This is a genomic window from Marinilactibacillus sp. Marseille-P9653 (assembly GCF_916618885.1).
Classification (GTDB): domain Bacteria; phylum Bacillota; class Bacilli; order Lactobacillales; family Carnobacteriaceae_A; genus Marinilactibacillus.
Genome location: NZ_CAKAKH010000001.1, coordinates 588,760 through 608,064, shown reverse-complemented (window position 1 = coordinate 608,064; position 19,305 = coordinate 588,760). Strand labels below are relative to the sequence as shown.

The 19,305-nt window shown below is 37.2% G+C and carries 22 protein-coding genes and 2 pseudogenes; 9 read left to right on the top strand and 15 right to left on the bottom strand.

The window, feature by feature from the left end:
* Nucleotides 1-4 precede the first annotated feature (4 nt).
* A complete protein-coding gene (locus tag LG377_RS03045) occupies nt 5-1,924 on the bottom strand; it encodes a heavy metal translocating P-type ATPase (protein WP_225743242.1) in 1,920 nt (639 codons plus the stop codon).
* 274 nt (nt 1,925-2,198) lie between these two features.
* On the opposite strand from LG377_RS03045, the gene LG377_RS03040 reads away from it, so the two are divergent.
* The gene (locus LG377_RS03040) at nt 2,199-2,513 is read left to right on the top strand and encodes a helix-turn-helix transcriptional regulator (protein WP_225743241.1); all 315 of its coding nucleotides are present in this window, start codon (nt 2,199-2,201) and stop codon (nt 2,511-2,513) included.
* 101 nt (nt 2,514-2,614) lie between these two features.
* Here the strand turns inward: LG377_RS03040 and LG377_RS03035 are convergent, their stop codons facing one another.
* Complete coding sequence (locus LG377_RS03035; RefSeq protein ID WP_225743240.1) at nt 2,615-3,232, bottom strand: CadD family cadmium resistance transporter; 618 nt, start codon at nt 3,230-3,232, stop codon at nt 2,615-2,617.
* 16 nt (nt 3,233-3,248) lie between these two features.
* Complete coding sequence (locus LG377_RS03030; RefSeq protein ID WP_225743239.1) at nt 3,249-3,614, bottom strand: metalloregulator ArsR/SmtB family transcription factor; 366 nt, start codon at nt 3,612-3,614, stop codon at nt 3,249-3,251.
* Nucleotides 3,615-3,885: 271 nt separating this feature from the next.
* Between LG377_RS03030 and LG377_RS03025 the strand changes: the two genes are divergently transcribed.
* From LG377_RS03025 to LG377_RS03015, 3 genes are all read left to right on the top strand, one after another.
* Entirely contained in the window at nt 3,886-4,077 is a 192-nt protein-coding gene (locus LG377_RS03025) for a hypothetical protein (protein ID WP_225743238.1), read from the top strand.
* A 114-nt stretch (nt 4,078-4,191) separates the two neighbouring features.
* A complete protein-coding gene (locus LG377_RS03020; protein WP_225743237.1) occupies nt 4,192-4,512 on the top strand; it encodes a type II toxin-antitoxin system Phd/YefM family antitoxin in 321 nt (106 codons plus the stop codon).
* Nucleotides 4,513-4,515: 3 nt separating this feature from the next.
* Complete coding sequence (locus tag LG377_RS03015) at nt 4,516-4,806, top strand: type II toxin-antitoxin system RelE/ParE family toxin (protein ID WP_225743236.1); 291 nt, start codon at nt 4,516-4,518, stop codon at nt 4,804-4,806.
* 157 nt (nt 4,807-4,963) lie between these two features.
* Here LG377_RS03015 and LG377_RS03010 read toward each other — a convergent pair whose 3' ends face one another.
* The 7 genes and pseudogenes from LG377_RS03010 to coaA all read right to left on the bottom strand — a co-directional run bounded on the left by LG377_RS03010 (nt 4,964) and on the right by coaA (nt 9,413).
* Complete coding sequence (locus LG377_RS03010; RefSeq protein ID WP_225743235.1) at nt 4,964-5,242, bottom strand: DUF1905 domain-containing protein; 279 nt, start codon at nt 5,240-5,242, stop codon at nt 4,964-4,966.
* A gap of 77 nt (nt 5,243-5,319) precedes the next feature.
* Entirely contained in the window at nt 5,320-5,631 is a 312-nt protein-coding gene (locus tag LG377_RS12495) for an HIT family protein (protein WP_370632558.1), read from the bottom strand.
* Nucleotides 5,629-5,856: pseudogene (locus LG377_RS12490) on the bottom strand (transposase); the annotation flags it as partial. The gene LG377_RS12495 and the pseudogene LG377_RS12490, both read right to left, overlap by 3 nt.
* Nucleotides 5,857-6,031: 175 nt before the next feature.
* Nucleotides 6,032-6,832, bottom strand: a complete 801-nt coding sequence (locus LG377_RS03000) for an SDR family NAD(P)-dependent oxidoreductase (protein WP_225743233.1) — start codon at nt 6,830-6,832, stop codon at nt 6,032-6,034.
* Nucleotides 6,833-6,993: 161 nt separating this feature from the next.
* Nucleotides 6,994-7,320: pseudogene (locus tag LG377_RS02995) on the bottom strand (family 1 glycosylhydrolase); the annotation flags it as partial.
* Nucleotides 7,321-8,252: 932 nt separating this feature from the next.
* The gene (locus LG377_RS02990) at nt 8,253-8,441 is read right to left on the bottom strand and encodes a hypothetical protein (protein ID WP_225743232.1); all 189 of its coding nucleotides are present in this window, start codon (nt 8,439-8,441) and stop codon (nt 8,253-8,255) included.
* 48 nt (nt 8,442-8,489) lie between these two features.
* The gene (coaA, locus tag LG377_RS02985) at nt 8,490-9,413 is read right to left on the bottom strand and encodes a type I pantothenate kinase (protein ID WP_225743231.1); all 924 of its coding nucleotides are present in this window, start codon (nt 9,411-9,413) and stop codon (nt 8,490-8,492) included.
* Nucleotides 9,414-9,705: 292 nt separating this feature from the next.
* On the opposite strand from coaA, the gene mvk reads away from it, so the two are divergent.
* The 5 genes from mvk to LG377_RS02960 all read left to right on the top strand — a co-directional run bounded on the left by mvk (nt 9,706) and on the right by LG377_RS02960 (nt 14,465).
* Nucleotides 9,706-10,659, top strand: coding sequence for a mevalonate kinase (gene mvk / locus LG377_RS02980; RefSeq protein ID WP_225743230.1), 954 nt, complete (start codon nt 9,706-9,708; stop codon nt 10,657-10,659).
* Nucleotides 10,652-11,623, top strand: coding sequence for a diphosphomevalonate decarboxylase (mvaD, locus tag LG377_RS02975; RefSeq protein ID WP_225743229.1), 972 nt, complete (start codon nt 10,652-10,654; stop codon nt 11,621-11,623). Before mvk ends, mvaD begins: the two co-directional genes overlap by 8 nt.
* A gap of 84 nt (nt 11,624-11,707) precedes the next feature.
* Nucleotides 11,708-12,784, top strand: coding sequence for a phosphomevalonate kinase (locus LG377_RS02970; RefSeq protein ID WP_225743228.1), 1,077 nt, complete (start codon nt 11,708-11,710; stop codon nt 12,782-12,784).
* 99 nt (nt 12,785-12,883) lie between these two features.
* Complete coding sequence (fni, locus tag LG377_RS02965) at nt 12,884-13,936, top strand: type 2 isopentenyl-diphosphate Delta-isomerase (protein WP_225743227.1); 1,053 nt, start codon at nt 12,884-12,886, stop codon at nt 13,934-13,936.
* 43 nt (nt 13,937-13,979) lie between these two features.
* Nucleotides 13,980-14,465 carry a hypothetical protein gene (locus LG377_RS02960; RefSeq protein ID WP_225743226.1) on the top strand — a complete coding sequence of 162 codons (486 nt, stop codon included), beginning with the start codon at nt 13,980-13,982 and terminating at the stop codon, nt 14,463-14,465.
* A 2-nt stretch (nt 14,466-14,467) separates the two neighbouring features.
* Here LG377_RS02960 and LG377_RS02955 read toward each other — a convergent pair whose 3' ends face one another.
* From LG377_RS02955 to LG377_RS02935, 5 genes are all read right to left on the bottom strand, one after another.
* Nucleotides 14,468-14,779: an AzlD domain-containing protein gene (locus LG377_RS02955; protein ID WP_225744616.1), complete on the bottom strand. Its 312-nt coding sequence runs from the start codon at nt 14,777-14,779 to the stop codon at nt 14,468-14,470.
* A 1-nt stretch (nt 14,780) separates the two neighbouring features.
* Nucleotides 14,781-15,500 (bottom strand): AzlC family ABC transporter permease, encoded by a 720-nt coding sequence (locus LG377_RS02950; protein WP_225743225.1) that lies wholly within the window; start codon nt 15,498-15,500, stop codon nt 14,781-14,783.
* A gap of 122 nt (nt 15,501-15,622) precedes the next feature.
* On the bottom strand, nt 15,623-16,924 hold the full coding sequence (locus tag LG377_RS02945; RefSeq protein WP_225743224.1) for a pyrimidine-nucleoside phosphorylase: 1,302 nt from the start codon (nt 16,922-16,924) through the stop codon (nt 15,623-15,625).
* Nucleotides 16,925-17,283: 359 nt separating this feature from the next.
* Complete coding sequence (locus tag LG377_RS02940; protein ID WP_225743223.1) at nt 17,284-18,237, bottom strand: ABC transporter ATP-binding protein; 954 nt, start codon at nt 18,235-18,237, stop codon at nt 17,284-17,286.
* Nucleotides 18,237-19,295: an ABC transporter ATP-binding protein gene (locus tag LG377_RS02935; protein WP_225743222.1), complete on the bottom strand. Its 1,059-nt coding sequence runs from the start codon at nt 19,293-19,295 to the stop codon at nt 18,237-18,239. Before LG377_RS02935 ends, LG377_RS02940 begins: the two co-directional genes overlap by 1 nt.
* Nucleotides 19,296-19,305 lie beyond the last annotated feature (10 nt).

Genomic DNA, 19,305 nt, shown 5'->3' with positions numbered 1-19,305 from the left:
GTATTTATTTAGTTTTTAATAATCGTAGACCATTTAGTATTACGACTAAGGTACTTCCTTCATGAATGATGACACTAATGGCTATATCCGTTAATCCTAATAAACTAACGACAACTAAAAAGGCTACAACGGCCATTGAGAAAATAATGTTTTGCCAAGTAACACGATTCATTTTTAAAGAAATCTCATGAGCTTTGACTAATTTAGATAAATCATTTTTCATTAAAACTAAATCAGAGACATCTACTGCAACATCAGTACCATCTCCCATAGCAATTCCAACATCTGCTTTCACAAGAGCAGGTGCGTCATTTACACCATCTCCCACCATAGCGGTCACGCCATAATTTTCTTGTTGTTCAGTGATAATTTTCGATTTATCTTCCGGCATGACATTTGCAATCACTTGGTCTACTCCTAATTGTTTACCGACGGCTTGTCCTGTCATTTCAGAGTCCCCAGTTATTAAAGTAGTATGGATACCAAGTTTCTTAAAATAATCTATCGTTGCTTTCGCATTTTCACTTGGAACATCCATTAATCCTATAAGAACGATTACTTGTTCATTCTCTGATACGTATACAACCGTCTTACCTTCTGAAGCCCATTCTTTATTCAAACGTGTGTATTCATCAGATACAGCGTCAAAAGAGCTCGGTTTTCCTATACGATAAGTTTTTCCGTTATAAACACCTGTTAAACCTTTTCCAATCTGATTTTCCACTTCAATAGCTAGTTTATTTTTTTGTTCATACTTTTTTAAAATAGCACTTGCTAATGGGTGATTTGATTCTTTTTCAAGAGCCACTACGATATCAATCATACTTTCCTTGTCCACAGAATCAGCAAAATAATCATTTGTTACTTCAGGTTTTCCTTTAGTTAAGGTTCCAGTTTTATCAAAGGCAATGGCTTGAATATCAGCTAACTGCGACAAATAGGAACTTCCTTTTGAAAGTACACCTCTTTTTGCTAGATTCGACGTAGCTGATAATGTTACAGATACAGTAGCTGCCGCTAGAGCACACGGTGAAGCCGCAACTAAAAGAACTAGTCCTCTATAGATACTTTGTGACCATGTCCAATCAAAAAGTACAGGAGTGAGTAAAATAAATAGTGGAATTGCAATTAAAACGAATTTAACATACTTAGGCTCAAATTTTTGGATAATGCTAGAAGCTTTTGTTTGATTCTCTTGATTTTGATTTACTAGCTGTAAAATTTTTGAAAAAACAGTATCTTTATTTTCTTTCGTGACTTCCATTGTAAACGTACCTGTTCCGTTAATTGTACTCCCAAAAACTCCGTCTCCTTTTGACTTCTCTTTTGGGATACTCTCACCATTAATAGAAGATTCGTCAATGGAAGTAGACCCAGATAATATGGTACCGTCAATAGGCACTTGGTCACCGTTTAATACTTGAAGTTGATCTCCCACTTTTAATTCATTCACATCCACGATTGTTGTATTTCCATCACTCGTGATCAGTCTAGCTGTTGTTGGATTCATTTCTAACAACTTGGTAATTTCTCTTTTACTTCTTCCTTCAGCGTAATCCTCAAGAAAATGTGCTCCAGAGAAGATAAGTATCAATAAAGTTCCTTCCCAAAAATTTCCTATCAGAGAAGCTCCTAGTGAAGCTGTTCCCATTAAAATATGCGAGTTGGGTGTAAATTTCTTTTTATTTTTAGTGTTTTCAATCGTTTCACCAATTCCTTCAAGAATAATGACATGATAGCCAGCGCTAATTGAAGCGATTGAAAATAAACTATTTTGTAACAAACTATTTTCTCCGTCTAAAAATAACGCAATGAGTGCCAATGCTAAACCAATAAAGTATAATACAATGGGCATTTTTCCGTGATTATGGTCATGATTATGACTACCATGTTCGTGAGTGTCTTTCTCCTGAATATCTTTCATTTTATATCACCTTTCTTAATAAAACTTTTGTTTTTTGTTTATATTAATTATTTTCTTAAATCGTAATGTTTACGCATTACAAATGAACAACCATTCATATGTTTGTGCATTCATTATATAACGTTATGTCTGACTTGTCAAAAAAATAGGTATCTTATTTATTTGATAAAAAATAGAAGGCTAAAACAGCTGCTTTTCATAAAAAACTTGCTTTATCCTTATCTTTTGATAATCTAAATATGAACCATTACACATATGAAGGAGAGATAAATCTATGAAACCATCGTTAACTTCTCCATTAGAAAATGAATCTATACAAGAGGTAAGTAAGATCTTTAAAATTATCAGCGACCCCACACGACTGTCGATTTTATTCCTTTTGCAAAAGGAAGAACTGAGTGTTGGAACTATTGCGCAGTCTTTGAGTATGGAACAATCCGCAATTTCTCACCAATTAAAAACGTTAAAGACTTCAAGATTAGTAAAAGCGAAAAGAGCTGGTAAAAGTATGATCTATAGCCTTGACGATCTTCATATTTTTAGTATCCTTGAGCAAGTTTTGACCCATATCAAAGAACCAGAAAAATAAAAAATTCTAAAGCAACAAGCTTTTACAATTCGTTATTTCAAACAAAAAGGCAGCGAGGTTTAATAACCTCGCTGCCTTTTTGTTTGAAATTCACTATAGTGCTAGTTTAATAAATTGAGAACTGTTTGTATGGTTCCATTTTCAACCAAAATAAAGATTCCTAATCCAATAAACACCACAGGGACGATAATTCGTTCATATTTTTCTAACGTTTCAGAGACAAAAGAAATTTTTGCCAGTTTATAACTGATATAGCAAAGAACCGCCACGGAGATAGCAAATACAACTAGAGAAATAACAATTTCTGAAACAACTAAAGAAGTGAAGTAAGGAATATAAATACCTAAATTATCTCCACCAGACGCAATTGTTATTAAAGCAACTGTCCAGAACAAGCGATTTGTTCCTCGAGATTCTAGTTTCTCAACAACTTCTTCTTCCTCCTCTTCCTCTTCACCAACCATGGCAACTCGAATTCCTAGATAAATCGGTATTAATCCAAGAAGTCCAATAATCCAATCCTGAGGAATAAAATTCAGCACATAAGCTGCAAATAAACTTACGGCTACTAAAATACCTGTTCCAAGGTATTGCCCCAAATAAATCTGACGGAGACCTTTTTTCGTATGACTTTGAGAAAAAATAATCAACAAGATAAATAAATAATCAATACTGGTAGAAATGTAAACAGCGATTGCTGAAATAATACTTTGTAACAAACTAACTTCCCCCAAACTAAAGTTTCATAGATAGATTTTCTGATGTGTTTAAAAAAGCCCGAACAGCCGAAAAGACGTCTTCATTTGCGAATGAGTAATAAACTATTTTTCCATCTTGACGTGATTTTGCCACTCCATGCTTTTTCAAAAAATGTAAATGGTGCGATGTTGTAGCCATACTAGCATCTAATACCGCTGCTAAATCGCAGACACACATCTCCTTATAAGTCTCTAGCGCATAGAAAATTTTAATTCTAGAGTAATCTGAAAAACATTTTCCTAGCACAAGCAAAGTTGATAAATCATTATTAATTAAATTTTTTTTTATAGTTGCTACTTTCTCTTTATGTATTAAATTAGTTGTACATACTTCTGTATTCAATAAAATCACCTCTTCATTCAAACGAACTTTTGAATGAAGTATACCTAGTTGCTCACTATCCTGTCAACAGGTCTTATTTTCAACACTTGATTTTACTCGAACGAATGTGTTGAACAAGTTTAGATTAGTACTTTTCAGACACAAAAAGGAAGCTTATTTTAACAAGGTTCTAAATACACTATTTTAAGCAATTTCATGTATTGAAAGAAGTCTAGGTAACACTGTTCACCTCTTATTCGTTATTACTTATAACAGACAGGAGGTGAATATCATGCCATCAGTAGACGTTTATGTGCTCATTAATAACTCTATTTTAGTACTTGTTGAAGAAATAAAAGAGTATCTAGAAACGAAATTACTAATTCAGGCTACTCAACAAGATATTATTAATAAATGCCATTGTTGCACTAAAAGCTCAACTAAATTAACTTTATATAAAGAAAAGAGGAACACTACAACATAAGTGAACCTCTTTTCTTTATTTTTTCTACCATTAAATTTTTTTAAAAAAAGCAAAAAGACTTTAAAAAGTTTTTTAAAAGACTTATAATAGATTTAAGTAAAGGAGAGGATTGATATGGCCATGAAAATATTAGATATTCCAACATCTTCTATTTCTGAAGTAAAAAGGTCTCCTATGGAGGTCTTTCAAAAAGCTGATAAAGAAGCTGCTGGGGTTTATGTCTTTAATCGAGAAAAAGTAGCTGGAGTTATGTTGACACAAAAACAATATGAAACATTAAATAAAGAAGTTGACGGTTTATATGATCAAATTGCTGATTTAATTGCTGAAAAAAGATTACTGAATGAAAAAGTAGCTACTTTTTCTGATAGTGAAGTCCGTGGATCAATAGCAAATGAAGTGCCTACTATCGACGAAGAAGATGGGTGGGAGTAAGCTTTGTACCAAATTGAATGGACAGAATACTCAAGAGATGATTATGATAAGCTTGACGGAAGCCAAAAGACTTTTGTTGATAAAGCTCTTAATCGTATTAAATTGCGTGGTATGGACGCTGGTCAACCGTTACACGGCGCTTTAGCTCAATGTAATAAACTGAAAAACAAAAAAATGGGACTTCGCGTTATTTTTAGAGAAGTACAAGGTAAACTTGAAGTGATCCAAGTTGTTGTTATTGGAAAAAGAGATAAAAAAACCGTCTATAAAATTGCTGAAAATCGTATAAACTAATCAAATAAGAGATCTAACACTCTAATTAAAAGTGTTAGATCTCTTGTTTTGCAATACATGATTATATCTAATTTCATGTATTAATCTAATTTTTCTGTCTACTAATTTAAGCGTAAATTTCATATCTAAAAAAGAAGATTGAATTTACTGAGTAAATTCAATCATGCAAATATAAAGTTACCGTTACTATGTCCCCTCCATTTTTCCCTATTGCGTCTCTAATCTCCTTATTGATTGAAATGATCTTATCTTCATATTTCCTTGGAGCCAAATAAATGTTTTTGACTTCAAAATCGTCAATTGTACCAGATACTTTTAAATGTCCCCATTTCCCTTTAATGTCAGCTGTTCCTGGAAGTCTAAGGTGATAGGTCCATGATCCAAATCCCTCTTTATAATGCAACTCGAGTTTCTGATTATCAATTATTTTTATCATTTAAATAGCCCCGTTTCTTATTAACTTTATCTATCAGTTATGTTACACTAAACTATCCAATTTCGTGTATTGAACTATTATATGTACGACAATACTTCCTTCAAATGATTTAGATCAATATTTCGTCTAGCAACTGTTTGATTATCCCAAAATTTGTCTTCTGTGTATCTAGGAACTATATGTACATGAAAATGAGTTCCATCATCCATAACTTTACCGTTATTTTGAATAATACTAACGCCTAGAATATTAAAGTTATTTTCTAAAACTTCCACTATTTTCTTCTCCAACATTATCAGCTCTAAAAGTCTCTCTGATGTAAGGTCTATAATACTGTTAGTATGTGATTTCGAAATTATCAATAAGTGTCCTAACTGTATTGGATCAATCGTACGACCTGAAAAAGTAGAACGACTATAGGCAAATAAGCACATTTTAAGTAACATGGCAGGGTGAAACGCAGGACGTCCCGTATGAGATGTTTCTTCCAGAAGAAATTCCGCAGGAATAGAATCAACGAAACGACTGATAAGACGTGCTTCGTGATCCTCGGGAATAGTGAAGTCTAGTTGTAGTGTTAAAGCAGTTTCCATTGTGTTATACTCTTGATACAAAGTGAGCCCCTCCTTTAATTGCTGTTGGTACTTCAATTATAGCCGGTGGGGCTCATTTTGTCTTTATAAAAGAAACATCCCTCGACCATTTTTTCTCAAAATTGGTCGAGGGATGTATTCATTTTAGGGGAGTTTTTTCCCAGCCCCCTTGTTTCGTCATTACTTTCAAGACTTTTTAACGCATTACCGATCCACCTGATAAGTTGATATTTTCTCCGACAATATTTTCTGCGGCATCCGATAATAAATAAGCGATTGTGTTAGCCACTTCATCTGGATTTGTAATGCGTCCAGTTGGTAGTTTTTCGCTTTCGATTTTAAATTGTTCTTCAAAACTACGACCTGCTTGCTCGCCTTTAGAACGAATACCATTTCTTCCCATCTCAGTATCAACATACCCTGGACAGACACCATTAACTCGAACGTTGTGTTCAATCGCTTCTAGTGCAAAAGATTGAGTGAATGCATTCAGTGCAAACTTAGATCCAGTGTACGCCGTTCCACCATACGTTCCTCTCACACCTGAAAGAGACGAAACATTTACAATGGAACCTTTTCTATCTTTTTTCATATTTTTATAAATTCTTTGTGTCAAGAGAATCGGGACTGTGTGATTTAAGTGCATCACGCGCTCCAACTCTTCTTGGGTTAATTCTTCCAAAATGCCTCCACCCGTCATCCCAGCTGAATTAACTAATAAGGAAATGGTTCCAAACGTTTCTTCTGCGACTAGAACTAATTCTTCTCTGTCCATTGCATCTGTTAAGTCGGCAACATACATCAGAACCTCAGCATTCGGCGACTCGTTTTCGATTTCTTTTTTTAATTCGCTCAAAACCTGTTCTTTTCTACCCGTAATCGTAACATTCGCACCCATAGCTGCTAATACCTTCGCTGTCTCACGACCAATCCCTCCGGTCGCTCCTGTAACTAAAGCATGTTTCCCCTTAAATACGTCAGATGAAAAAATAGACATAATCTTCCTCCTAAAAGTTTTGTTATTTGAATTGTGACATATAAAGAAATGATTATCTAATATTATGTTTGGTAAATAGTCTAAGTATTAAATAGAAAGCAAAGACCATGAAGCCATTCAATTAAGATGGCTTCATGGTCTTCTATCTATTAACTATTGAATTACAACTCTGCACCATTCGATTCAATCACTTGCTTGAACCAGTTAAATGAATCTTTTTTGCTACGTTCCATTGTTCCGTTACCCTCGTTGTCACGGTCTACGTGAATCATGCCGTAACGTTTCTTCATTTCACCTGTAGTGAAGGAAACGATATCAATAACGCCCCAAGGTGTGTAACCCATCAATTCAACGCCATCATAGTTTACCGCTTTTTCCATTTCTTTGATGTGCTCACGCATGTATGAAATACGCTCATCATCATGGATACTACCATCTTCTTCCACTGTATCCACTGCGCCAAATCCATTTTCTACGATGAATAATGGTCATCCTTTTGATTATTCTGTAATCAAATATCACTACGAATAAGCACAATTCTATATGCAAGGGATTAAATTGTAAGCTTCCCTGTTTAAAAAGTTCCAATGATTCATTATGTTATTTTGAAAACTTTCTTGTATTTGTTATAGTTAATATACAGCTAAAAAGTAAATTTTTAATGCTGTTGCTTCAGCTACGTATGGCTTGCGACAATCCTATTAGACAAGTTAATCCTTAAAGAGAGTTGTTTGTTATGCAATATGGAAAATATATGAAATTCTCAAGACGTGGTTTTTTCTTCGGATGTTTTCTATTTTTTGATACATGCTTTTATTTATATGTTTATCGTTGGAGGTTTTTTCGAGAATTGGCTTAGACTGACGTTTTTTGTATATCTATCGTCATGCATATGGGCATTTTCCTATCTTGAAAGTGTGATAGAGGATTTAGAAAATGACAGCAAGTTTATATTGAATGGAACGTTATCAGGGATGTTTATTTTTTTACCATTTGTGTATCTATGGGTAAAAATTGAAAGATAAACCTAAGAACAAAACGTTCACTGCTTGATTGATTGGATTGGGCAATTCAGTCCATCCATTTAAATATACAAATAAAGCCAGTTAAAGAGTAGCTTCTGTCTGCTACTTCTTAACTGGCTTTTATTAAGTTAATCCTAATCAACTGACTTACGATCTCGCATATCTGTAAGTGCACTAGCAATACGTTCTAACTTTTTGTTTTTTTCTTCAGTCAACATAACCATCTTACGGCACATCAGTATAAAGTAGATTACGACTGCTGGGATACCAACATAAAAAATCAGTATGAGTATAATAGAAAAGAAATCAAATGCATAGAAGATGATTAAACCCCCTTTCAGTATCTTTCTCGCAAAAAGAATTCATTTAAGTATTATTTGCGACTCGAACGCGTTTTATTGTTTTGACTCTATTAAAAAAATGGATAAGGCATATGAACCAATGAGTAACATTCCCCAATAAAACAAACTCAACATACCACCTACTGCACTAACGGGTAACAGTGTGTTCATTATCGGATTTAACAATAAATTCAACGCTAAAAAATTCAAAACAGTTTGAATGAAAATTTTGATTTTTGCCATCCTACACCCACTTCTCTAGATTATAGAATCTGTTAATTCTTTTGTATACTAGTGTTTTTTCAACAACAACTGATCAATAAAGTGATCTGTCGTTTTATGGACAATCATATCTGCTCTAAACCTTGTGGGAAGAATATACTCTTCCAGGTTTGTCAGATTGACCGCTTTCCAGACTTTACGTGCTGTATCAAAAGCTTTCTCTCTATTTCCGGTTGCTAGTTCATAGTAATAATTGGTAGGATCTTGAAAGGCAGTATCTAGCAGTAAACCGAATCGTTCCAGATACCACTTTTCAATGCGTTCTGGTTCAGCATCTACATAGAAACTGAAATCAAAAAAGTCACTGACAAAGATTTTTTCATTTGCCGGTAGTTGTAAAACATTGATCCCTTCCACAATCAAAATATCTGGTTGATCAATGACGGCATATTCATCAGGGATAATGTCATAGAACTTATGTGAGTATACTGGAACTTCAATGTTTCGGTGTCCACTTTTCACGTCTCCCATAAAGCGAATCAAACGCTGCATATCGTAGCTTTCCGGGAAGCCTTTACGGTTCAGACTATTTTTCTCTTTCAATACCTCATTTGGATAAAGGAATCCATCTGTCGTAATCAGATCCACTTTTCTATTCGAGTATGCTCGGTCCATCATCATCTGAAGAAGTCTGGCCAAAGTGCTTTTTCCAACAGCCACACTTCCAGCGATCCCTATAATGTAAGGATCTTTTCTAGCTGGTTGATTCAATAGCGTTTTCATTTCGCTTTGACGTTCATCATAGTGCTTGATATGTGTGTGCAATATCTGCAAAATAGGTACGTAAATTTCTTTAACATCTTTCATTGAAATCCGGTCATTCAGTGATCTTAGTGATTCTAATTCCTCATCGGTCAGGGTCAATCTAGTATGTTCATTGAGTTCTTTCCATTCATCTCTATCAATAATATAAAACGTATCCGATTCTTGCATGCGGTATAAACCTCCGCTTCTCTTAGTCTTTAGTCGTGTTCAAGTTTACCAAAATAAATAGATTTTGACTATCTAAATTCTAAACGCCTTTTTAGACTGCCCTCTTTTATCCTAGAAAAATTTCGTGTAAAATGGAACTCTTTGATTATGAAGGGTTTCTTTATGTATTTTTAAAGTAATATTGATACGATATAGTGGAGTCTAACAGTCAAGTATAGTACGATTGTAGTACAGTAATCACGGAGTAACTTATCAAGATTATAGATAATAGTATCAACGAGGAGTTGACAGGATGAAAACTCTCTCCGATCAAGCCATTGGAACGGCTCACGGAAAGATCATATTAATTGGAGAGCATTCCGTAGTGTATAATAACCCTGCAATTGCGCTCCCTTTCCCGGCGGCTCATGTTGAAGTCACCATTGAAGCCATTCAAGGCCATAGTCAGATCCGCTCGAATTATTATGAGGGGTCTATTTCTGATGCACCTGTCTCACTGAATAATTTAATCAAGACCATTGAAGTGATTTGTGAAGATTTAGGATATGAGCCTTCTGGTATGCAAATCTCCATTTCTAGTCTCATTCCCGCTGAACGCGGTATGGGCTCCAGCGCAGCTGTTGCTTCAGCCCTTGTGCGAGCGCTGTTCAACTTTTTTGAACACCCACTCGAGTACGACGTGCTACTACACTATATTGGCATTTCAGAAAAAATCGCTCACGGGAATCCTAGTGGGCTCGATGCACGTGTCACAAGTGGCAATCAGCCTCTATTTTATATGAAATCCAAACTTCCTGAACGATTCGATCTTCATTTAACAGGATACCTTATTGCGGCTGATACAGGTTTAAAAGGTCAAACTAGAGAAGCTGTTCAAGATGTTGCAGATTTGCTAAAGAAATCTAGAAGAAAAACAAAGCATCTTCTCAGTTCGCTTGGCAAGCTGACCTACCAGGCAAAAGAAGCGATTGAGCAAGATAATATTACTGATCTAGGCAAGATTTTATCTAAAGCACATCATCATCTTTCTGACCTGACCGTCAGTAATGAAAAGCTAGACAGACTGGTTCAAGTGGCTTTAGAACAAGGTGCACTAGGCGCTAAGCTAACAGGAAGCGGTCGTGGTGGTTGTATGATTGCTTTAGCCAAAACCTTTGATCAAGCAAAACACATCGCAAATGAATTAATGAAAAATGGAGCCGTAGAAACTTGGGTCCATTCACTAGGAGCAGATACAAATGAGTAAATGGGTTCGCGCACATACAAATATTGCATTAATCAAATATTGGGGAAAAGAAAACGAAGCCCTCATTATTCCAAAAAACAATTCACTCTCTTTAACGCTAGATGCTTTCTATACAGACACTAAAGTGACATTTGATCCTTCATTAAAAGAGGACGAACTGATTTTAGATGGCGAGAAACAATCATCAGGTGTATTGAACAAAGTCGTGACGGTTCTCGATTTAATTAGGGAACAAGCTGGAATAACGGATCGTGCTCATGTTGAAAGTATCAACTATGTTCCAACAGCAGCGGGTCTCGCTTCTTCTGCATCAGGACTTGCAGCACTAGCTGGTGCCGCAAATGAGGCTGCGGGCTTGAATTTATCCCCAAAAGACTTGTCGCGCCTAGCAAGACGCGGCTCAGGATCTGCATCTAGAAGTATCTTCGGCGGATTCGTTGAATGGGAAAAAGGCACAACAGATGAAGATTCTTTTGCTTCTCCAGTCGATGACGCAAACTGGGATATCGGCATGCTGTTTATTATCGTAAAACAAGCTCAAAAAGATGTTTCGAGTAGAGATGGTATGCGCCGAACAGTTGAAACTTCACCTTTTTATGACGGCTGGCTAGCAACACTCGACCAGGACTTAGCTGATATGAAAGAAGCTATAGAAGAACAAGATATCGAAAAAACGGGTGCCATTGCCGAACGCAATGCTTTGAAAATGCACGCAACGACACTTGGTGCGAATCCGCCTTTCACTTATTGGACAGCTGACAGTATGCTTGCAATGGACGCTGTACGTGCATTAAGAAAACAAGGATTCACAGCTTACTTCACTATGGACGCTGGACCGAATGTAAAAGTGATCTGTCGACAATCTCAAATGAAAGAAATCAAACAGAAATTAGCTGAATATTTTGATGAAGAACAGATCATTTCCGCGAAACCCGGACCTGCCATTCATCTTTTAGAAAACTGATTTTTGGTTTTCTCCTTACATATCACTAAAAATCCAAAGGATACTGATTCGAACGGAACAGATCCTAAAAAAGGAACGAATTGAATGAACCAAGTAGAAGCCTCTGCTCCTGGAAAATTATATATAGCTGGCGAGTACGCCGTTGTTGAACCTGGGCACCCCGCAATTCTTGTCGCGGTCGACCAGTTTCTAACCGTTAAAGTCAGTCCATCTGATACAGTTGGAACGATTCACTCATCTCATTATTCTAGTATTCCCCTTCAATGGACAAGAGAAAACGGGAAACTAATTATTGATGAAAGAGAGAACCCCTTCCACTACTTGCTTGCAGCGATTGATTACACTGAACGTTACGTAAAAGAATGCGGAAAAGAGTTATCCATCTTTCATCTGGTTGTGGATAGTGAATTAGATAGTGCTAACGGCTTGAAATACGGTCTCGGTTCTAGCGCGGCTGTTACCGTTGCTACTGTACGAGCGCTATTAAAGTATTATGGGCTTACTGAAACCGATGAGCTGGTTTTTAAATTATCTGTTCTAGCGCATCTATCCGTGAAAAGTAACGGTTCGTTTGGAGATATTGCGGCGGCAACCTATACTGGGTGGCTAGCTTACAGTAGTTTTGACCGTAAATGGGTTAAGGATCGTCTGAACACACACAGCATCAAATCCATTGTTGAACTCAATTGGCCTGCTTTTATGGTTGAAAAACTGACCCCTCCTTCAGAACTGAAACTACTGATTGGATGGACAGGTTCCCCTGCTTCTACTACTGATCTAGTCGATCAAGTGAAAGCAAACCGAGAAGCCAAAGAACAAACCTATCAAGATTTTTTAAATAGAAGTAAAGCTTGCGTGGAGAATATGATTCTAGCTTTTAGAAGGGGTTCATTAGCGGACATTCAAACCGAAATCCGTAAAAATCGCCAGATTTTGAAAGAAATGAGTGAAAATACAGGCGTCTCCATTGAAACGGAAACGCTCGAACAATTGTGTGAAGATGCAGAAGCTTTTCATGGTGCCGCTAAAACTTCCGGTGCTGGTGGTGGTGACTGCGGTATTGCCTTGTTTGACCGTTCTTCTAGTTTAAACGAATTGGTTTCGAGATGGCAGACACACGATATTACCTTACTTCCTTTAAAAGTTTATGCTCGTTCGTAGTCCATTACTCATCATTGTTTGCTATAATCATTTTATGAACTTATAAAAGAGTCTATCCATACTGGATTCTTCTAAAACTGACATACTGGAGACAACACTATGCCAAAACAAAATAACCGAAAAAATGAACACGTATCTCTTTCTGAAAAATTTTATGATTATGGGCAATCATCCTTTGACGATGTCCGATTTGTCCATCATTCTTTTCCACAGATGGATGTAAAAGATGTGGATATGTCTGTTCAACTGGATGGGCTGACTTTTAATGTTCCGTTTTTTATTAATGCCATGTCTGGTGGAAGTCCCTGGACAGGAAAAGTAAATGAAAAATTAGCAACCATCGCTAGAGAAACAGGTCTTGCGATTGCCACGGGCTCTGTTAGTGCAGCGTTAAAAGATCCTGAACAAGAAGGCACTTTTAAAATTGTCAGAGAAACGAATCCTAATGGTCTTGTATTTGCAAACTTGGGTGCAGGACACGGTTTAGAGAATGCAAAAAGAGTCGTTGACTTGCTTCAAGCCGACGCGATGCAGATTCATATCAATGCGCCTCAAGAAATTGTTATGCCTGAAGGCGACCGAGAGTTTTCCGGATGGATTGAAAATATTCATGAAATCGTTCAAGGTCTTGGTGTACCGGTCATTGCTAAAGAAGTGGGTTTTGGTATGAGCCGCGAGACGGTTCACTTACTTGAATCCATTGGGGTTCAATTGATCGATATCAGTGGTCGTGGTGGAACAAACTTTGCTCAAATCGAGAACTATAGAAGACCCGAACAGAAACTCGATGACTTGGAATCTTGGGGACAAACAACTGTGGAATCTTTGCTAGAAGCTCACGAGGTCGTTCAGGCGGCTCATATCATCGCTTCAGGCGGGATTCGTCGCCCTATGGAAATGGTTAAAGCTTTGTCTATTGGCGCTTCTTTGACTGGTTTATCCAGCCAATTCATGCATATGGCGCTTGAAGATGTGGATCAGACAATCGAAACGGTTCACGCCTGGAGAGCAGAAATTGCCAGTATCATGACACTTCTGGGTACGAAAAATATTGCTGATTTAAATAAAACGGATTTAATTTTATCAGGTCAAGCAGCTGACTGGTGTGCTACTCGAAATATCTCTATACAAAAATACGCTTCTCGTCACTAACGAGAAACGTATTTTTTACTATCTATTTAAGGAGCCGGTTCTTATGTTTCAATCTAAAGGGTTGCTGATTGTACTGAAGATTTTATATTCCCTAGTGCAGTCTACTTGGGGATTCATCCAGACTGCTGTCGGACTTTTACTGTTTCTTTTTTATTATAAGCAACCCCATAGTTATTTTCATGGTGCTATTCGAACAAAATGGACCCGCACAGATGGTGTTTCATTAGGCTTATTTATCTTCACACCTAACGAATCAGATCCTATACTTTTAAAACAGAGAAACGCTACAACTTTTGCAGAGTCCTGTAGTAGAATGGCTGTGCATGAATATGGTCATACTTTTCAGTCACTCTTACTTGGACCTCTATACCTTCCCATCATCGGTTTGATCTCCTTTACCTGGGCAAGACATCCACGATACAAAAAATTGAGAACAACCTATCACGTTCCTTACTCTTTTTGCTGGGTCGAACAATGGGCAGACGCACTTGGGGAAAGTATACTAAAACAACCGTCCTTAAGAAAGTAATATTAAAATAAAAACCACAAGCAAGTAATCCCACCTATACCGACAACCATAGACCACAACAAGCTTTTCGTTTTATAAGCAATTAAAAAAACAACAATAGATGGAATCAATTTAATATTGATTGTTGGTTGTAGATTAAAGGAGCCATCCCAAAAAAAGATATCTGAAGCGACAAGGGCCGCAAAAATCGATACCGGGATGTATGTCATCCAGCGACTAAAAGAAGGTGAAATTTCTTTCTTGCTCAACAGAAGCATTGGTAAGAAGCGCGGAATATAAGTTACAACGGCCATTCCTAAAATCAGTACCCACACATTATTCAATAGCTTCACTCCCTTTGATGTCCGGTTTTGTATGACGATTTTTTCTAACTTCTAGATAATACCCTATAAAAGAAGCGATAACCGTGGCGATGACGAGCGCAATATTATGTTTCAAGACAATGGTTAAAATAACTGTCAGTACGATTGAACTGATTCCTGCGATAAGATGTTCTTTGGAAACAAATTGCTGGACCATCATATATAAAAACATCGCAATCAGCGCATAGTTCATGATAATCGTATTAACTTGAATTTGACTTCCGATTACGCCACCAATGATTGTACTGATTACCCAAGTTGAATAGTTGGCAATACTTGTTACCATAGCTTCCTCAGGAGACCAGTTCCCTTCTCTGAACTTAGTATAGTTGATCCCATAAGATTCATCCGTCAATACGTGACTGAATAGTGCAATAAATCCAAGAGACCGCTCTTTTACATAAGTAGACATACTGGCAGACATCAAAATATGCCTTAAATTCAAGAAAAAGACCATCACAATAACTGACGGTATAGAAGCGCCTAAAACGAGCATACTAGCTGCCAGAAACTGTCCAGCTCCTGCATAAACAAGTACACTCATGAAAGAAATCCCTAGGATAGAAATACCAGCATCATATAAAACAATTCCACAAGCCATCCCTAGCGCTACATAAGTAATCATAATTGGCGCACTGGCCTTTAACGCACTTTCCATTTCTGTCAAATACATTCATTCACTTCCTTCATACTGAGTGCCTTAATGATTTCTCTAAATAAAAAAGAGCCTTTGAAAAGTTGGAACGGCCTTTTGAAGACCGCATCTGCATACTCTTCTGACTCTAATTTATACAACTATTTGATAATATCGTAGACTAGTGTTAGTGGTTCTGCTGTTTCACTGATTTCCATACTTTGACGAATCGTTTGTATTGTTTCTTTTGCGATTGGTTTGTTTGAATAGAGTGTTGCTAGAGATTCTCCAGCTTTCACAGAGTCGCCTACTTTTTTATTTAAGTAGAGACCTGCTGCTAAGTCAATTTCACTTTCTTTTGTTTCTCTTCCGGCACCAAGTCTCATAGCTGCTAACCCAACTTGATCGGCAACAATTTTAGAAATCACCCCGCCTTTTTCAGCCGTTACTTCTGTCGTGAATTCAGCTGAAGGTAGGACTTCATCTGTATGTTCAACAACTGAATCGTCTCCACCTTGAGACTTCACAAAGACTTTAAAGGCTTCCAATGCTTTACCGTTATGCAGGTTTTCTTCTAGTAAGGTTCTGGCTTCTTCTAGCGAGCTACCCACACCACCTAAGAATGCCATCTGGCTTCCCAAGACGAGACAAAGTTCTGTTAAATCTTCTGGTCCATTTCCTTTTAGTGTTTCGATTGCTTCTTTAACTTCTAATCCGTTTCCGATCGCATTTCCAAGTGGCTGGCTCATATCTGAAATAACTGCCATCGTATTTCTACCGACTGAATTCCCGATTTCTACCATAGCTTTCGCTAACTCTCTAGCTTGATCCACACTCTTCATGAATGCACCGGCACCCGTTTTTACATCTAATACGATTGCGTCTGCTCCAGAAGCAATTTTCTTACTCATGATTGAGCTCGCAATTAACGGAATCGATTCAACGGTACTTGTTACATCACGTAATGCATACAATTTTTTGTCTGCCGGCGTCAGGTTTCCTGACTGACCAACAACAGCGACTTTGTTTTCATTAACGAGTTCCACAAATTGTTCTTTTGAAATTTCAACGTGAAATCCTGGAATTGCTTCGAGTTTGTCAATTGTTCCACCCGTATGACCTAATCCTCGTCCACTCATTTTTGCTACAGGTACACCAACACTTGCCACTAGTGGTGCAAGTATTAAGGTTGTTGTATCCCCTACGCCACCTGTTGAATGCTTATCGACTTTGACACCTGCAATTGCAGAAAGGTCAATTTGATCTCCCGATTCAACCATCGCCATCGTTAATGCACTACGCTCTACTTTTGTCATCCCTTTAAAGTAAATAGCCATATTCATTGCACTCATTTGATAATCAGGAATGGTTCCCTCTGTATATCCTTCAATCATCCATTTAATTTCTTGCTCAGTCAACTCTTGATCATGCTGTTTTTTTTCAATTAAATCGATCATTCTCATTTTATATTCCTCCAAAACAATTTTCATAATGATTGCTTCTATTCCTTCATCTTATCACATTTTACGAATCAAGTTTGGACAAAATTGTAATCTCTTTCAATTTTAATAAAAGGTGACGTTTGATTCTATATTAGAAGTACAAATTCCTAAGAGATACGGTTATTACACCATCAAACTGGTGCATGCATTCGAATAGTGCTTATTTGATGCTAATATTGAAACGCGAGTACTCACCAAATTTAGTGTCCCAAACAAAAAAGCCCAGAAAGAATTGTAATAAGTACAATTCTTTCTGGATTTAATGATATTTGAGCACGATCTAAGACTACTATCCTAGACTTTTTATGATCAAATGCGTATTAGTTATTTTGGTTATCGTAAGCAGCACGTTTTTGTTTTAGACGAGGGACATCTGACTCTCGGCAATATACATAGTGTCCTGGAACGATTTCACGAAGTTCTTCTTCTTCGTCATTTGCAATTCTAGCCACATACGTTGTACGTTTACGAGCACGCTCATATTCTGGATCCGGTAAAGGAACCGCAGATAGCAAGCTCTCAGTATAAGCATGTAGTGGTTTGTTATAGACATCTTCTGCTGGCGCTAATTCAAGCAATTTACCTGAGTTCATTACGCCGATACGATCACTAATATATTTAACCATTGATAAATCGTGGGCAATGAATAAGAACGTTAAATCTTGAGATTTTTGTAGATCCATCAACAAGTTGACCACTTGCGCTTGGATTGAAACGTCCAATGCTGAAATGGGTTCATCTGCTACAATAAATTTAGGTTTAACGGCTAGCGCTCTAGCAATCCCGATACGTTGACGTTGTCCACCTGAAAATTCATGTGGATAACGACTTGCGTGGTCAGGGTTCAATCCTACCAATTCAAGTAATTCGATCACACGTGCGTTACGTTCTTCTTTAGAGTTCACAAGACCGTGGATATCGATTCCTTCAGCAATGATATCTCGAACTTTCATTTTAGGATTCAATGAAGCATACGGATCTTGAAAGATCATTTGCATATCGCGTCTGAATTGTAATAGATCCTTTTTCTTAGAAATTTTGTGTACTTGCGTTCCCTGGAAGTCAATTTCTCCAGCAGTCGGTTCGTACAAGCGGATGATTGAACGTCCAGTCGTTGATTTTCCTGAACCAGATTCTCCTACTAGCCCAAAAGTTTCACCTCTGAAAATATCAAAGGTAATATCATCTACTGCGCGTACTTCATTCTTTGAACCTTCGTTGAAGTATTGCTTCAGGTTTTTGACTTCTAAAATCTTTTCTTTTGATTTTTCCACTATTTCACGCCTCCATCATTGTGACGTTTGGCAAACTTCTCTTTGTAAAGCTGCTGACGGCCTTTGATCTCTGCAGGGGGATCAATAGCTGGAGCATCTTCATGAAGTAGCCATGTTGCTGCGTAATGTGTTTTTGAAACTTTAAACATTGGCGGCTCTAGTTCTGTATCGATCTTCATTGCATACTCATTACGAGGTGCAAAGGCATCTCCTTTTGGTGGTTCTAGTAAATCAGGAGGCGTACCTGGAATCGCATATAAAGAGTTTGCTGTATCCAAAGTTGGCATAGAAGCTAGCAATCCCCAAGTATACGGATGTTGTGGATTATAAAAGACTTCATCAACAGTCCCTACTTCTACGAATTTCCCAGCATACATTACAGCTACTCGATCCGCTACGTTTGCTACAACACCTAAATCGTGTGTAATGAAGATGATCGATGTATCGATTTTTTCTTGAAGTTCTTTCATTAATTCTAAAATCTGAGCTTGAATCGTTACATCAAGCGCTGTAGTCGGCTCATCTGCAATCAAAATATCTGGGTTACAAGCTAGCGCAATCGCAATGACGATTCGCTGTCTTTGACCACCAGAAAATTGATGAGGATACTGCTTCATTCTTTTTTCTGGATCTGGTAAACCAACTAATTCCAGTAATTGTAACGCTCTATCGCGTGCTTGACTTTTGTTCATCTTTTGATGAAGTTTTAGTGGCTCTGCGATTTGTTTTTCAATTGTCATTGTAGGATTTAAAGACGTCATAGGATCCTGGAAGATCATTGCAATTCTTTTTCCTCGAATCGCCTGCATCTCTTTTTCTGATGCATGAACCAAGTCTTTACCATTAAATACGATTTGTCCCTTTTCAATGTTAGCGTTTTGAGATAACAGACGCATGATACTTCTGGAAGTAACGGATTTACCAGAGCCTGATTCCCCAACGATTGCTAATGTTTCACCTTTTTTCAGGTCAAAACTGACACCACGAATGGCTTGTACTTTGCCCGCGTAAGTGTCGAAATTAATATTTAAATCTCTCACTTCTAAAATGTTACTCATCAATAGTCAC

Excerpts from the sequence above, each read along its gene's own strand:
- LG377_RS03045 (WP_225743242.1), bottom strand. The coding sequence starts at position 1,924 with ATGAAAGATATTCAGGAGAAAGACACTCACGAACATGGTAGTCATAAT.
- LG377_RS03040 (WP_225743241.1), top strand. The coding sequence starts at position 2,199 with ATGAAACCATCGTTAACTTCTCCATTAGAAAATGAATCTATACAAGAG.
- LG377_RS03025 (WP_225743238.1), top strand. The coding sequence starts at position 3,886 with ATGCCATCAGTAGACGTTTATGTGCTCATTAATAACTCTATTTTAGTA.
- LG377_RS03020 (WP_225743237.1), top strand. The coding sequence starts at position 4,192 with ATGGCCATGAAAATATTAGATATTCCAACATCTTCTATTTCTGAAGTA.
- LG377_RS03010 (WP_225743235.1), bottom strand. The coding sequence starts at position 5,242 with ATGATAAAAATAATTGATAATCAGAAACTCGAGTTGCATTATAAAGAG.
- LG377_RS03000 (WP_225743233.1), bottom strand. The coding sequence starts at position 6,832 with ATGTCTATTTTTTCATCTGACGTATTTAAGGGGAAACATGCTTTAGTT.
- LG377_RS02990 (WP_225743232.1), bottom strand. The coding sequence starts at position 8,441 with ATGGCAAAAATCAAAATTTTCATTCAAACTGTTTTGAATTTTTTAGCG.
- coaA (WP_225743231.1), bottom strand. The coding sequence starts at position 9,413 with ATGCAAGAATCGGATACGTTTTATATTATTGATAGAGATGAATGGAAA.
- mvk (WP_225743230.1), top strand. The coding sequence starts at position 9,706 with ATGAAAACTCTCTCCGATCAAGCCATTGGAACGGCTCACGGAAAGATC.
- mvaD (WP_225743229.1), top strand. The coding sequence starts at position 10,652 with ATGAGTAAATGGGTTCGCGCACATACAAATATTGCATTAATCAAATAT.
- LG377_RS02970 (WP_225743228.1), top strand. The coding sequence starts at position 11,708 with ATGAACCAAGTAGAAGCCTCTGCTCCTGGAAAATTATATATAGCTGGC.
- fni (WP_225743227.1), top strand. The coding sequence starts at position 12,884 with ATGCCAAAACAAAATAACCGAAAAAATGAACACGTATCTCTTTCTGAA.
- LG377_RS02960 (WP_225743226.1), top strand. The coding sequence starts at position 13,980 with ATGTTTCAATCTAAAGGGTTGCTGATTGTACTGAAGATTTTATATTCC.
- LG377_RS02950 (WP_225743225.1), bottom strand. The coding sequence starts at position 15,500 with ATGTATTTGACAGAAATGGAAAGTGCGTTAAAGGCCAGTGCGCCAATT.
- LG377_RS02945 (WP_225743224.1), bottom strand. The coding sequence starts at position 16,924 with ATGAGAATGATCGATTTAATTGAAAAAAAACAGCATGATCAAGAGTTG.
- LG377_RS02935 (WP_225743222.1), bottom strand. The coding sequence starts at position 19,295 with ATGAGTAACATTTTAGAAGTGAGAGATTTAAATATTAATTTCGACACT.